Here is a 13,253-nt window from a genome sequence, read left to right as displayed (position 1 = left end):
TTTCTTCTGAAGAAATTTCTTCATTCTCTTTTCCCCTATCATTTTGTTAAGTAAGTACCACTTTCAGTACAGCTTAATTATATCAATGGTCGCAGATTAAACAATATCTTTTAATATTTTTAGAAATTATTTCTTGTTAATATTGCTAAATTACCTACAAATTATCTACATTATTGAACATCTCGAACATTGGCATCATAATCGCCAAGACGATAGTCCCGACGAGAGCCGCGAGCACGACAATCATCAATGGTTCGATTAAGGCTTTCAGTCTGTCGGTTTCTGCTTCCACTTCTTTCTCGTAAAATTCCGCTACTTTAGCAAGCATATGATCGAGTGATCCGGTTTGTTCACCGATTGAAATCATATGCGGAATGAGCGGCGGAAATGCCCAGTGCTGCTTCATCGGCGCCGTTAATGAACCGCCGCGTTCGAGTGAATCGCGCGACGCGAGCAGCACTTTCGACATCACCGCATTGCCGACGACTTTTTCGGTCATCGTCATCGCCTGCAAGATCGGCACCGAACTGGTGAACAGCGAACTGAGTGTGCGGGTGAGCCGGGCGAGCGCGGATTTCTGCAAGAGCTTGCCGAAAATCGGGATTTTCAGCACGACTGTATCGAGCACCATACGCCCTTGTTCGCTGCGTTTCATGAGCCAAATCGCACCGACAAAAACGAGTGCGAACAGCACAAGCAAATACCAATACTGCACTGTGAAACGGCTCGCTCCCATGACGAGTTGTGTCACAAGCGGCAATTCACCGCCAAAGCCTTGGAACATATCGACGAACATCGGAACGATTGTCGACAATAGGAAAATGACAACACCGATTGCGAGAATGCCGACGACGACCGGATAGCTCATCGCCGAGATGACTTTCTGTCTCGTTTGGTACGCTTTATCATAATGCGTCGCAAGGCGGTCGAGCGAGTCATCGATATTTCCGGACAGTTCCCCTGCGCGCACTAAGTTGACCGTTAATGGTTCAAAGATCTTCGGATATTTCGACAACGAGTCGGATAAGGAATTTCCTTTACGCAGTTCTTCTTCGATTTCCGCGAGCGTTTTGCGTAATTGTTTCGATTCAACTTGCTGGGACAAAATTTTCACCGAATCGACGATGGTGACGCCGGCGCGCATCAAAGTCGAGAACTGACGCAAGAACATGATGAACTGGTCACGCTTGACCGGGCTGCCGAACGAAATGTCTTTTTGCAAAGCGCCGACTGGCACTTCACGGATATCGATGACACGAATGCCTTCTTCGCGCAATTTTTGCACCGCCTCCTTGCGGTTCGCAGACGTCACGTAGCCGGCGCGGATCTTTTTCCGATCGCGTCCTTCGTATTTAAAGCGCGCCACTTATTCTTCGCCTCCAATCAAATAAGGCGCCGCAATTTGTTTCGTGATGCGGCCTTTATTCAAAAGCTCCTGGACCGATGTCTGCATGAGGTGCATCCCCGCCGCCCGGTTCGTCAAGATGACGTTTGGGATCTGGTGGACTTTCTCGGTACGGATCAAGTTGGCGATCGCCGTGTTGTGGATCATAATCTCGGTCGCGGCGACGCGCCCTTTGCCATCCGCTGTCGGAAGCAGTCGCTGCGAGATGACCGCTTTTAAGATGCCGCCGAGCTGCGTGCGGATTTGTGCGTGCTGTTCTGGCGGAAACACGTCGATGATCCGTTCGACGGTCGAGGCAGCGCTCGAGGTGTGGAGCGTGCCCATGACCAAGTGGCCTGTTTCTGCGGCCGTGATGGCGGTCGTGATCGTCTCGAGGTCGCGCATCTCCCCGACCAGGATGACATCCGGGTCTTGACGGAGTGCGGCTCTAAGTCCGTTGGCGAATGATTTCGTATCAAAGCCGACTTCGCGCTGGTCGATGACCGATGAGCCGTGCTTATGCATATACTCGATCGGGTCTTCAAGTGTGATGATGTGCTTGGTCATATGTTCATTCATATGGCGGATCATCGCAGCTAAAGTCGTCGATTTCCCGGAACCGGTCGGGCCGGTGACGAGGATCAAGCCTTGATGCGTATCAGACAATTTTTTCAAGGTATCCGGCATTTTCAAATCGTCGATCGACGGAATGACCGTCGGGATTGTCCGGAACGCGTGTGAAATGGAGCCGCGCTGGTGGAACGAGTTGACACGGAAACGCGCGACGCCAGGGATCGAGTAGGAATAATCCATCTCGCCTTTTTGCAGGAAAGTGTCCCACAAACTTTCGGGCATCAAGGCTTTCGCGATCGCTTCAGTGTCTTCTGGCAACAGCCGCTCCTCCCCGTAGCGCTTGAGCGAGCCGTGCATGCGGAAAACCGGCGGGATGCCGGTGGTCATATGGATATCGGATACGTCGAGTTCACGCGCTGCGGTCAAAACTTTATCGATAAAATCAATAGCGGTTTCAGTCATATTAGTCACTCATGGCAACGCGGAGCACTTCTTCCGTCGTCGTCATGCCCTCCTTTACTTTTAATAGGCCATCATCAATGAGGAAAATCGTTTTATTGGCCACGGCGATTTTGCGGATCTCGGCAGCCGTGCCGCCGCGGTTAATGACGTCTTTGATGGCATCGTCGACAACGAGCACTTCGTGGATTGCCATGCGTCCTTTATAGCCGCTCATATTGCATTGCGGACAGCCCGTGCCTCGGGAAATCGTATCGATCGACAAGCCCCTTCTTGCGAAAATCTCTTTCTCACGGACGGTCGCCGGCTGGGTTTCCCGGCAATCCCGGCACACGCGGCGGATCAATCGCTGTGCGATGACAGCATTGAGCGACGCGGTGACGAGAAATGGTTCGATGCCCATATCCATGAGTCGTGTGATCGAGGCGATCGAATCGTTCGTATGGATCGTGCTGAGCACCAAATGCCCTGTCAGCGAGGCGCGTATGGAAATATCTGCTGTTTCCTTGTCGCGGATCTCCCCGACCATGACGATGTCCGGATCTTGGCGCAGAATCGAGCGCAATCCTGCCGCAAAGCTCAAACCGACATTGGCGTTCACTTGGATTTGGTTGATACCTTCCAATTGATATTCGACGGGGTCTTCAACGGTGATGATGTTCACTTCTTCGGAATTCAACTTATTGAGCGCCGCATATAATGTAGATGATTTCCCAGAACCGGTCGGGCCGGAAATCAACACGATGCCGTTCGGTTTATCGATTTCGCGCATAAAACGTTCCATATTCGTCTCGTTGAAACCGAGCTTGGAAATATCGGTTAAGTTCTGACTCAAATCCAAAATCCGCATGACGATTTTTTCCCCAAATACTGTCGGAAGCGAGGATACGCGGAGGTCGATCGCACGGAAATCGACAGTCGTCTTGATGCGGCCGTCTTGCGGGATGCGGTTTTCGGTAATGTCGAGATTCGCCAGGATTTTAATGCGCGCCGTGATCATCTGCTGCATCGATTTCGGCAAAGTCCGTTCGGTACGGAGCGTTCCGTCGATTCGGTAGCGCACCAATAACTTTCCTTCATGCGGGTCGAGATGAACATCGGATGCTTTCATCGCGACCGCATTCGACAGCAGCTGATTGACAAGGCGCACGATCGGCGCATCGAGGTCGGTCAGGGCATCCTCTTTGTCTTTTTTGGCATCCGGCATTTCCTCTAAGAGTTCATCGTAGGATTCTTCTTCGTAATATTTGGCGATTGTTTTCATGATATCTTCTTTCGACGCAATCGTCGGTTCGATCTGGAAGCCTGTCGCCAAGCGCAAATCATCAATTGTGATGAAATCGGTCGGGTCGGTCATCGCGATAAACAAGCGGTCGCCTTCCGTTTTCAACGGCACGAGCAATTTGCGCTTCGCGAATTCCTTCGGCACGACGTTGAACAGCATCGGGTCGAATGGATAGCGGAACAGCGAGACATGCGGAATGCCGAGCTGCACTTCAAGCGTTTCGATCAATTGCTGTTCAGTGATGAGCCCACGGGACAACAAGGCATCGCCTAGTTTCTGGTCATTCTGTTTTGAATCGAGCGTCCCTTGCAAATCTTCCTGCGTCAATAAGCCTTGCTCGACGAGGATATCACCGAGCCTTCTCCGTTTAATTACCATTCAAATCCCCCTTGCTCTAGCGTCATTTGTCGACTCGTTTTCCCGCTTTATCGTAAACTGGTTCATCGTCTTGCGATGGATCGTTTTCACTATTTGTCTCGTCATTTTCACCGTCTGTATTTGTGCCGCCATCTTGAGTGGAGCCGTCAGTCGCTTGTCCCGCTCCAGCATAAGCGCCTTCTTCATTTCCAACAACCGTTTCGTCTTCCGCACTTTGTTCTGCAGGGTCATGGATGCCGTTGTTGTTTGCATCAATAAAGCCTTCATCTCCTGGCTGCGGAATCGGTTCACCGTTGGCATCGGTCGCTGGTGCTTCAGGTACGTTGAGCGGATACACTTCGACGCGGTGGACCGGCGGATAGAAATCGCTCGACACCGGTTCGACGCGCACTTCTTTATCGCCTTCCAACACACTTCTCACCACTTCGATGCGCTTGCCGTCACGGCCTTGTTCTTTCACTTTTTTGCCGCTCGAGACGAATGCGCTGTATTGCTTGATGAGACGCGGTTCTACTTCTTTATCGGCTGCGCTCGAGATGTAATAGGTGTGGACGAACGGCTGCCCGTGGATGGATGCCGTCAGTTCCCCATTTTGCAGATAGACATTCAATGTGAATGAACTGGCATTCGGATTGGAGAAGGCGAAATCGACACCCAATGACCGGTTGATCGCCGCTTCTTCCCCGGCAGGCACATTTTCCGGCACTTGTTCGCTGATGCTGCGCTGCTCAATGAGGAAATTCGTCCGCAATACGGCTCCATAAATGGCTGAAGCGATTTCTGTCAGTTCCGCATCGGTCGCATCAAGCAAAGCCAATTCTTCAAGTTTTGACAGAAAGTCGAATTGCTCATCTGGAGCGATGACTGTGCCGTCGATAACCTCGATCAATTCTTCTGCGCCAGCGCTGTTTATATCATGGGAGAAACTCGATTGGGCCACTTCTTCCGGGCTCATTTCAAGAGAATCGCTGCTGATGTCGATGCGGGTCACTGACTGTCCGCCTTCAAGGGCCGTTTCAAGCTGCTGGTGAATGTTCGCGATATCCGCTTCTGTAAACGGCACATCGGTGAACTGCTTTTTCAAGAACGAACGCGTCGTCGTTTCCGACAAATCGAATACAAAGTCATTCTGAGAGCCGCTCTGTGCTCTTTCCAAAGTTTCATCCAATGAAATTTCAACATCTTTCAATGGGTATTTTGCAGTCGCATCCAAATACGTCACATGCAGTTCCGACGATTCCCGGACCGCAGAAGCCTGGCTCAAAAACAAAGTCTTGGCGTCCGCGACCGCCATATTCGATACGTCGGTCGTGCCGATATATGTATATTCACCGTATTCCGCCGACGGGAACACCCATTCATCGACCGCATACGCCCCGGCATTGGCTGTGCCAAATACGACAAGGGCGGCTCCGAATACGCCGCAAAACACTTTTCCGAATTGCTTATTGTCCATCTTAATTCCCCTTTCCGACCTGGCCGATGGACTCCATGCCAAATACCTTCTCGGATTTCTCTTTAACTGGTTCTGTTTCTCGTTCTGGCGCCTTTTCAGCTTCTTTTTCCGACTTTAGTGGTTCCGCAACTTGCTTCTTGCGATCTTTGCGCTCCTGTTTCAAACGCTCTTTTTCCTGCTGCTCGCGTTCTTCCATTTTCATGAAGAGAAGCGCTATCACAAGTGACAGACCGAGAATCGCGAGCAGGCTCATGTGCCAGGCGAAATTCCCTTGCATCCAAAGCGCCACGGCTGCAGCTAAAAGACTACCGACTGCTACAATATAGGTCTTTTTCTTATTCTCTATTTTCTTGAAAAAGACCACTCCTGCCATGACACCCGCTGCGATCATGACCCAAATTAATAGTTTAATCATTACTCTTCCCCCTACGCCTTGCTCATTTCTTTATTAATATTCAACTTCCAGACCAAAACCGGATCCGATCGGTTCTGGAACCGAGACATCAATCGGAACAATCTTGCTTTCTTTCATCGAGATGCCGCAGTTTTCTAAGAATGTTGAATAATCGCTGGCTCTCGTTACATAAATGCTAGTTAGTTCTTGATTGATTCTTCCTTTTTTATCCCTTAAAACAAAATTCTTCTCTGCCACTTCCGTATAATAGATCAAATGGCCGCTATCCGAGAACGCGACTTCTCTCCAAACGTGACAGATCATCCGGGTCAATTCGGTCAATATCTATGCAAAAGTTGGAATGATTCGAGACTTCAATATGGTTTTTCCAATCTATTTGCGCTTTTCTCGTTTTGTCTTGATACCCCAGTACGAGAAAATTTGTGTTGTACATGTTTTTCAGGTTTACGTCGACATCCAGCTCTTTTACGACAATTGTCTGTTTTTCTCCGTTCTTGCCAAGGTTTATAATATTATTTCCGACTGAGAGCTTGCCCGAAATAAATAAATTGGCATTGACCAGATTATTCATATTGTTAGGTGCCCCTGCATCGTTTTCGTTCACGACTATATTGATACCTTGGAAATCTGTATTGTTACAATTTTTCTCACAAACAAAGTCCGCATAGTCATTTGTAAAAACACGAAAATCTTTCGGATCCATATCATCATCAAGTGAGGCTAGAAATCCTTTTAACGTTTCATCGGCCTGTGCTTTGCATTCATAAGGTGCTTCCGCTGTCTTGTTTTTAACAGCAGTTACTAAGTCTGCGCACGAGATTGTAGGCGGTGTCAGCGAAAACACTTTATCGTACGTCAAGTCTTCATCTTCAGTGATGACTATGGTGTTAATCTTTCGTGTTTCTGTGCTGTCGAGGAAACTATCTGGAATTTCCACTTGAAAAATTGCGTTTAGTTCTTTTTGGTTACCCAATGCTTTTCCTTCAACATTTAGGACGATCTCTACCCATTTGACTTGTTTGTCGCTGACCAGAATATCATCCACATCATTTTGTGCTGCATTCATTTTCTTGGCAGTTGCTGATTTGACATGGTATTTCACTTGTTCTCCATCAAATGGATTTTCTTCACCAGCTAATTTCAATGCATCTAACTCATTGCTTTTTTCAAGAATCTTTTGGACGTAAAGTTCTTTCATTTCTCTATCGATCTTTTCTTCCCACATAGTGCGTTCTAATTCACTATCGCAAGTTGCGCCTAATGGCAATTCAATGCATGCAATGAGTTCGTTCAATTTGAGTTGTGTTTCCTGCTGCATTTCTTCTTTCAACAACTTCAATTCGCGTTCAAAGTCCGAACTATAATAGATCGTGCCCATTTCAGCGGCTGCGACCGCTTGGTTTCCCGTATCCACAACTTTTTCCTGTTTCGCATGATTCAATGAGCCCGCCATGAACGTGGCCGCTAACCCCATAAACAGCACGATGATGAGCAGGACGATGACAAGCGCATAGCCTTTTTCATTTTTTACCTTTTCCATATAGCGCCTCCTATGGCCGGTCAGTGCGGATGCGGGTCAACGTCGTCTGGATGCTCAAGTTTCGGCCGTTTTCGTTAAATTTAAATGAATATTAGCGTGTTCTTTTTCGGTTCGATCAATGTTTCAACAGTCAGGTCTGGATTGCCGGCTATTACAGTGCCGGTGTAGTCATATTCCTTATCGAGCACTCGCTCAAAACTCCCCACTCCTGTTGCATCTTCAGTTTTCATCATTAATTGGCCGCCTTCAAATTTGAGTGAATACGTCTCGTTCTGGCGATGAGCGGCCGATAACTTCGTAATGATGATATTGGCATCTTGCTGGATTTCCGTTTTGCTCGTTTCTGCAGTGGTGTGTTTCATTCCAATGGACAATGCCGTCAAAGCCGCAGTTGCAATGATGGATACAAGGAGAAGCGCTGCCAGTACTTCGACAAGGCTAACCCTTTTCATTTAGCCTCTCCATCAATTTTGTTCCTCTACACGGTATTGAAGATAGCCATATGTTTCACTATTCACTTGGCCGTCCTGATAAATTTTAAATGCATTTTGTGCAGCTGGGCAAGAGTAGGATCATCGCATTTTAAAGGCTCGTCTCGCTCTCAGTCAAAAAGGCGTACAGGCGAGTGCAAGTTCTACTTCGTATGTGTAGCCATCCTGCTTTTCGAATCGAGCATAACCGTTTTGTTCTGAAACTTTGTATAACTCAAACTGTTCATCGTCACTTCGTATTTATCGACGAATTTTCATAAATGACTGGATCCGCTTCGTCGCGGTCGCCCAGCCAGTCAGCATTGGTGATATTCGCCATCTCCTGCCTGGCCAAGTTCATCGTGTCGAGCTTCGCTTCGGTCTTGTTGTTGAACAAGGTCATTTGGGAAATACGGTCATGATGCCGACGAATACGATGCCGAGGATGACGAGCGCCGCCAGCACTTCGACGAGCGTTAAAGCCTTGTTGCGATTTCAGCTTGTTCATTTCCTGCATTCCCCTAAAATTGCATCGTTTATTGTAATTAATTTCCTTATTGTGAAGTCTTTATATCTAAATCCTGCTACGCCTATATTATTGCATGTTTACTTGGTTTTGACACGGTATTTTACAGGATAATCTATACTTTTAATAAAACTTTAGCTTTTATTCCCATCTTTCCTGAGAGAAAAAGACTACAGAATCGGCAAAAGCCGTTCTGTAGTCTTATTTCGTGTAGGCTGCGACCTTATTGCGTCCTGCCTGCTTGGCACCGATATACAATGCCCGGTCTGCATTTCGTATCATGGCCATGGCGTCATCGCTATCTTCTGGCGCTGAAGAGACGCCGATGCTCATGGTGATCTTGATGCCCACCGTACCGCGATGATCATCCAGGTCACTATGGATGGTGAACTCATGCTTCTCTATTTCTTTGCGGATATTCTCAGCGAACAGCATGGACACGTCCTTGCTATAGCCGGGCAACAAGATGACAAACTCTTCGCCCCCGTAGCGGGCAACGGTTCCTTCATCTCCGACCATTTTCGTCAGTAGATTGGCCAGCGCGACCAGAATTTCATTGCCGCTTTGGTGGCCGTATTTATCGTTGATGGCTTTGAAAAAATCGATGTCCATCATCACTACGGACAGATGGTCGAGTTGGCCGCTATTGACTTGCTCCATGCATTTTCCGATGGCTTCGTCCAAGTAGCGGTAATTGTACAATTTGGTCAAACCGCAGCGTTCACTCTTGGCGATCGCTTTTTGGACGAGGACCGCTTTTTCCAAGGATACGGCAAAATAAGTGCTCAAGATATCCAGAATTTGAAGTTGATGGTGGACAAACGCATGTTTTCTCCGTGCGGCGAGTACCAAGACCCCCTCGATTTTATTATTGCGTGAGATGGGCATCGCCATGAGGCTTTCCGAATCTGCACGGATATAATCCGTCTGAATGCTCTTCCACTGGGTTTTGCTGCTGAACATAAAGGAATCGTTTTCGATGATCGCTTTTCCCGCGATCCCTTGATCGTAGTCGAAGGGCTCTGCGTCGAGCGGCTTGAATTCATTGTCTTCGAACACTCGTAGCATGACTAGTTGTTCATGATTGCGGTAATCGATTACATAGGCATAATCCACTTTGAATAATTGAGCGACTTGAATGACGAATTGATCGAGCACTTCATCCGAAGACAGGCGGTCAGCCAATTGATGGCCAATCTCTCCCGCTTTTTTCAAATCGTTGTTCACTTTTTCTGAATTGGTGTACATGCGGATCACGGCGGTCATCGTAAAAAACGGGATGCCGAGAAGCAATAATGCTGCTAGGCCAAAATAAGCTTCTGACATATAGAGGGCGATGGAGAATGGAAACACCAAAAAGGTGATGGCAAAATCCCAAATGGAATCCAGCGAGAAAAAGTCCTTATGCTCCCCGAGGATCCGTGCATACCCATAGAGGATCAATTGATTGGAAATAACCGACACGGTCTGGAATATCAATCCGAATATAACGACATCGACCAGATTCAACGAACCGATCTGTCCGCCAGCAAACAGGAATGACAAGCCGGCAAGCACAGAAATGAAGTAGAACATCATCGAATTGAAAGGGATTCGGACCGACAGGCTTTCAGACGTGCGAAGCCTTAAAATGACAATGATCATTGTGATTTGGGACAGAACCACTTCCACGAAAAGCCCATACTTCAAAAATACTGCAACCGTCAGCCATTGGACGAGGTAAGTCGGCACGCCGCTGATGTTCATCGGGAACAGGCAAGCCAATACAAAAAAGGCCAAATAGGCTAAAACATCGGCCATTTCCATAGAAGGCGGCGGGTAATATTGATAGATGAGGTAAAGTCCTGGCGGAACGACTAATAACCATGCCGTCCACAGGATTCTCCTCCTTTTTGATAAAGGATCCATCGCTCTTCTCCCTTGCTATGTTCTCGCATCGCCCCCGTTTTTGCTGATCAGCGGTTTTTGTAATGCCGGAACATTTGATAATGTTGTTTTTTCAATAGGCTCAATAGATAAAGAGATCCTGTGACTATTGTCACTTCTCCATTGTTGCATACAGGTAATATATCATAATCATTTTGAATTGTCTTTATTTTACTTATATTTTCTGAAAATAAAATCTGTGCCGGCATAGCACGCTCATCAGCGAAATCAATAAAAGTAAAGTGACTGCTTATTTTTTCCAAACTCTTTAAAATGGATAAATAGTCCTTTTCTTTAATTAACCCCATAACGATATGGATTTCTCTGTTCGGATAATTTTCCGTTATGGTCTCCACTAAAGCATTAATGCTCGCTTCATTATGGGCACCGTCGAAAATGACATCATGGAAAACTTCTTCAAAGCGGAACGGAATGCTTGCTTGCGTGAGGCCGAAAGCGGCTTGTTCTTCTTCGAACGCTTGTCCCAGCAATTGTTGAACCGCCGTCCAGGCCAATGCAGCATTGGCTTTCTGGTGCTCTCCCTTTAATTTCAGCGGGCCTTCGTAACTGTGATCCACAGCTACGAGGGAGGAATTGTTTTCTTGTGATATTTCATCGATGATCTTGTGAGCTGATTGCGGCACTGGGCCGATGACGACAGGCTTGTCCTGTTTGATGATCCCCGCTTTATGCCAGGCAATTTCTTCAATACTGTCGCCGAGAAACTTTGTATGTTCTTTGGAAATGCTGGTGATGATCGCAATGAGCGGCTCGATGACATTGGTGCTGTCGAATCTGCCTCCCATGCCTGCTTCGATGATCATGTAATCTGGAGATTTTTCCTTCAATATAAGAAAGGCAGCCGCCGTCAACAATTCAAAATCCGTCAATGGCGTTTTTACTTTCGCCAGCTGCTCCATTGCCTTGTCGAATTCCGCTGCTCCGACCGGCTGCCGATCTATTTGGATTTGGTCATGGATATCTTCGATCGCAGGCGAAAAGAAATTCCCGACACGTTTTCCGTGCGCCATGAGAATGGATGAAACGAAAGCTGCCGTTGAGCCTTTGCCATTGGTTCCAGCAATGTGGATAAATGGCAGCCCGTGGTGGGGGTTCCCCAATTCAGCTAACGCGGATTCCATTGCTTCTAGTCCAGGTTGAATCGAAGCGTCCGACCGGACACCCCATTTATCTTTATAGTAATCGAGTCCTGTAATCATAAAAAAACCTCTTTCTGTAAGTAAACATGATACACTTTTTTAGTATGAGTATATCATGAAGGTGGAATGGAAATGCTGAGTTGTTGGGTTATCTATAACGGAAGCCTCGTTTCCGATAAATTTCAAGACCAAGCGCAATTGATGGCAGAAGCCGCCGAGCGCCAAGGCATCCAAGTGTCAATTATGAAAAATTATGAAATCCAAATGTCGCTGTCTGAACAGCAGATATTTCCGGATTTTGCCGTATTGCTCGACAAAGATATCTTGCTTGGCTATTTCCTGAAAAGCCGCGGCGTCCCTGTCTATAACGATCCTGCGATCATCGATTTATGTGACAATAAGGCAACGCAATACATTCGCCTGTCGGAACGAAAGATCCCGATGCCGAAGACGATCGTCGCACCGAAAGTGTACCCGAACTTCCCGATTCAGGGTTCGGGTTATTACGAAGGCGTCTTGGATCAACTCGGCTTGCCGATGATCATCAAGGAAGGGCACGGGTCGTTCGGCATGAAAGTGTATCTGATCGAAACCGAAGGACAGTTTTACGAAAAGTCGAAAGCTTATCGGGCATCGATTACGTGTTCCAGGAATTCATCGCAGAAAGCCGGGGCGCGACATCCGCGTCAATATCGTCGGCGAAAAATCGTCGCTGCCATGAAACGGCAATCCGATACCGATTTCCGTGCAAATATCACAAATGGCGGCCGGGCATTCCCTGTCGAACTAACTCCCCAGCAAGAACAACTCGCACTGGATGCGGCGCAAGCAGTCGGTGCCGTATTTGCCGGCGTCGATCTGCTCTACGGACCCGACGGCCAGACGCTCGTCTGTGAAGTTAATGCCGCTGCGCATATCCGCAATATCCTCAATGTCACAGGCGTCAATGTCGCAGATGCGATGATGCGCTATATCCAGGAGGATTTGGCATGATCGTTTTGTATGAATCCGCTGCCGCACAGCACAATCAAGGATTTATCGATGAGCTGAAGCGCTTTTGTTCAATTGAGTTACTCACCTGGGATGACTGGAGCAAAGATGGGCTTGAACAATTAATCCAGCGCGTCCATGGGCAATCGGTGTTTTATCGTGTACGCCAGCCTCATGCTGCCCGTTTTTGGAAGATCGCGGCGTCCGGCTCATTAACCGTGCGGAAGTGAACCGCATCGCCAACGATAAATGGCAGTGTTATCAATTTTTCCAAGTTCTTGGCCTCCCGCAATCCCGACGTATCGATCGGCTCCGCCGTACCCGTACATCGCCAAAAGTGTGGATGGCCACGGCGGCGCGGAAGTCTGGCTCGTCGAATCACAGCAAGATGTGCCTGCGGTTGAATCGCCGCTCCTCTATCAGCCTGTCGTTCCGCATATAGCCGATGTCCGAGCATATGTGATCGGCAAGAAAATCGTCGGCGCTGTCAAACGCAGTGCTACCGGTTCATTTAAAGCGAATTATTCGCTCGGCGCTTCCGTTGATCGCTTCGAGCTGACGGCCCCACAGCGAAACGACGTCGAAAAATCGCCAAAGCCTTGAACAGTGATTATCTCGGCATCGATTTTTGCTATTGGAAGACGGCCGCCATGTGTTCAACGAACTTGAAGACCCCGTCGGCGCCCGCTCC

General features: G+C 48.0%; 14 protein-coding genes. 3 read left to right on the top strand and 11 right to left on the bottom strand.

The genetic code is table 11. The features are described from left to right. Positions 1 to 154: 154 nt before the first annotated feature. The 11 genes from CW734_RS08500 to CW734_RS08450 all read right to left on the bottom strand — a co-directional run bounded on the left by CW734_RS08500 (position 155) and on the right by CW734_RS08450 (position 11,632). Positions 155 to 1,366 (bottom strand): type II secretion system F family protein, encoded by a 1,212-nt coding sequence (locus CW734_RS08500; protein ID WP_101190162.1) that lies wholly within the window; start codon positions 1,364 to 1,366, stop codon positions 155 to 157. Beyond that, on the bottom strand, positions 1,367 to 2,419 hold the full coding sequence (locus tag CW734_RS08495) for a type IV pilus twitching motility protein PilT (RefSeq protein WP_101190161.1): 1,053 nt from the start codon (positions 2,417 to 2,419) through the stop codon (positions 1,367 to 1,369). It lies immediately after the preceding gene. Between the two features lies 1 nt (position 2,420). Further along, positions 2,421 to 4,079 carry a GspE/PulE family protein gene (locus tag CW734_RS08490; RefSeq protein ID WP_180956270.1) on the bottom strand — a complete coding sequence of 553 codons (1,659 nt, stop codon included), beginning with the start codon at positions 4,077 to 4,079 and terminating at the stop codon, positions 2,421 to 2,423. Between the two features lie 22 nt (positions 4,080 to 4,101). Then, positions 4,102 to 5,535, bottom strand: coding sequence for a VanW family protein (locus tag CW734_RS08485; protein WP_101190160.1), 1,434 nt, complete (start codon positions 5,533 to 5,535; stop codon positions 4,102 to 4,104). Position 5,536: 1 nt separating this feature from the next. Further along, positions 5,537 to 5,950 (bottom strand): hypothetical protein, encoded by a 414-nt coding sequence (locus CW734_RS08480; protein WP_101190159.1) that lies wholly within the window; start codon positions 5,948 to 5,950, stop codon positions 5,537 to 5,539. Positions 5,951 to 5,983: 33 nt separating this feature from the next. Continuing rightward, the gene (locus CW734_RS18835) at positions 5,984 to 6,205 is read right to left on the bottom strand and encodes a hypothetical protein (protein WP_232787211.1); all 222 of its coding nucleotides are present in this window, start codon (positions 6,203 to 6,205) and stop codon (positions 5,984 to 5,986) included. Positions 6,206 to 6,212: 7 nt separating this feature from the next. Beyond that, complete coding sequence (locus tag CW734_RS08470; RefSeq protein WP_101190158.1) at positions 6,213 to 7,490, bottom strand: hypothetical protein; 1,278 nt, start codon at positions 7,488 to 7,490, stop codon at positions 6,213 to 6,215. Positions 7,491 to 7,570: 80 nt separating this feature from the next. Continuing rightward, positions 7,571 to 7,942: a hypothetical protein gene (locus CW734_RS08465; RefSeq protein WP_101190157.1), complete on the bottom strand. Its 372-nt coding sequence runs from the start codon at positions 7,940 to 7,942 to the stop codon at positions 7,571 to 7,573. Positions 7,943 to 8,210: 268 nt separating this feature from the next. After that, positions 8,211 to 8,468 (bottom strand): hypothetical protein, encoded by a 258-nt coding sequence (locus tag CW734_RS18830; protein ID WP_232787210.1) that lies wholly within the window; start codon positions 8,466 to 8,468, stop codon positions 8,211 to 8,213. 219 nt (positions 8,469 to 8,687) lie between these two features. After that, positions 8,688 to 10,394, bottom strand: a complete 1,707-nt coding sequence (locus CW734_RS08455; protein ID WP_101190156.1) for a sensor domain-containing diguanylate cyclase — start codon at positions 10,392 to 10,394, stop codon at positions 8,688 to 8,690. A 47-nt stretch (positions 10,395 to 10,441) separates the two neighbouring features. Continuing rightward, the gene (locus CW734_RS08450) at positions 10,442 to 11,632 is read right to left on the bottom strand and encodes a bifunctional folylpolyglutamate synthase/dihydrofolate synthase (RefSeq protein ID WP_101190155.1); all 1,191 of its coding nucleotides are present in this window, start codon (positions 11,630 to 11,632) and stop codon (positions 10,442 to 10,444) included. Between the two features lie 72 nt (positions 11,633 to 11,704). On the opposite strand from CW734_RS08450, the gene CW734_RS08445 reads away from it, so the two are divergent. Genes CW734_RS08445 through CW734_RS18820 form a run of 3 tightly spaced genes read left to right on the top strand, consistent with a single transcriptional unit; the run spans position 11,705 to position 13,165 of the window. Further along, positions 11,705 to 12,565 carry an ATP-grasp domain-containing protein gene (locus tag CW734_RS08445; RefSeq protein WP_157824142.1) on the top strand — a complete coding sequence of 287 codons (861 nt, stop codon included), beginning with the start codon at positions 11,705 to 11,707 and terminating at the stop codon, positions 12,563 to 12,565. Next, positions 12,562 to 12,792: a hypothetical protein gene (locus CW734_RS18825; protein ID WP_232787209.1), complete on the top strand. Its 231-nt coding sequence runs from the start codon at positions 12,562 to 12,564 to the stop codon at positions 12,790 to 12,792. Before CW734_RS08445 ends, CW734_RS18825 begins: the two co-directional genes overlap by 4 nt. A 25-nt stretch (positions 12,793 to 12,817) precedes the next feature. Beyond that, positions 12,818 to 13,165, top strand: a complete 348-nt coding sequence (locus tag CW734_RS18820) for an ATP-grasp domain-containing protein (RefSeq protein ID WP_232787208.1) — start codon at positions 12,818 to 12,820, stop codon at positions 13,163 to 13,165. The last annotated feature ends 88 nt before the right edge of the window (positions 13,166 to 13,253 follow it).

Source organism: Planococcus sp. MB-3u-03 (genome assembly GCF_002833405.1).
Classification (GTDB): domain Bacteria; phylum Bacillota; class Bacilli; order Bacillales_A; family Planococcaceae; genus Planococcus.
Note: the sequence above shows the minus strand (reverse complement) of the source record. Positions and strands in the feature narration are given on the sequence as shown.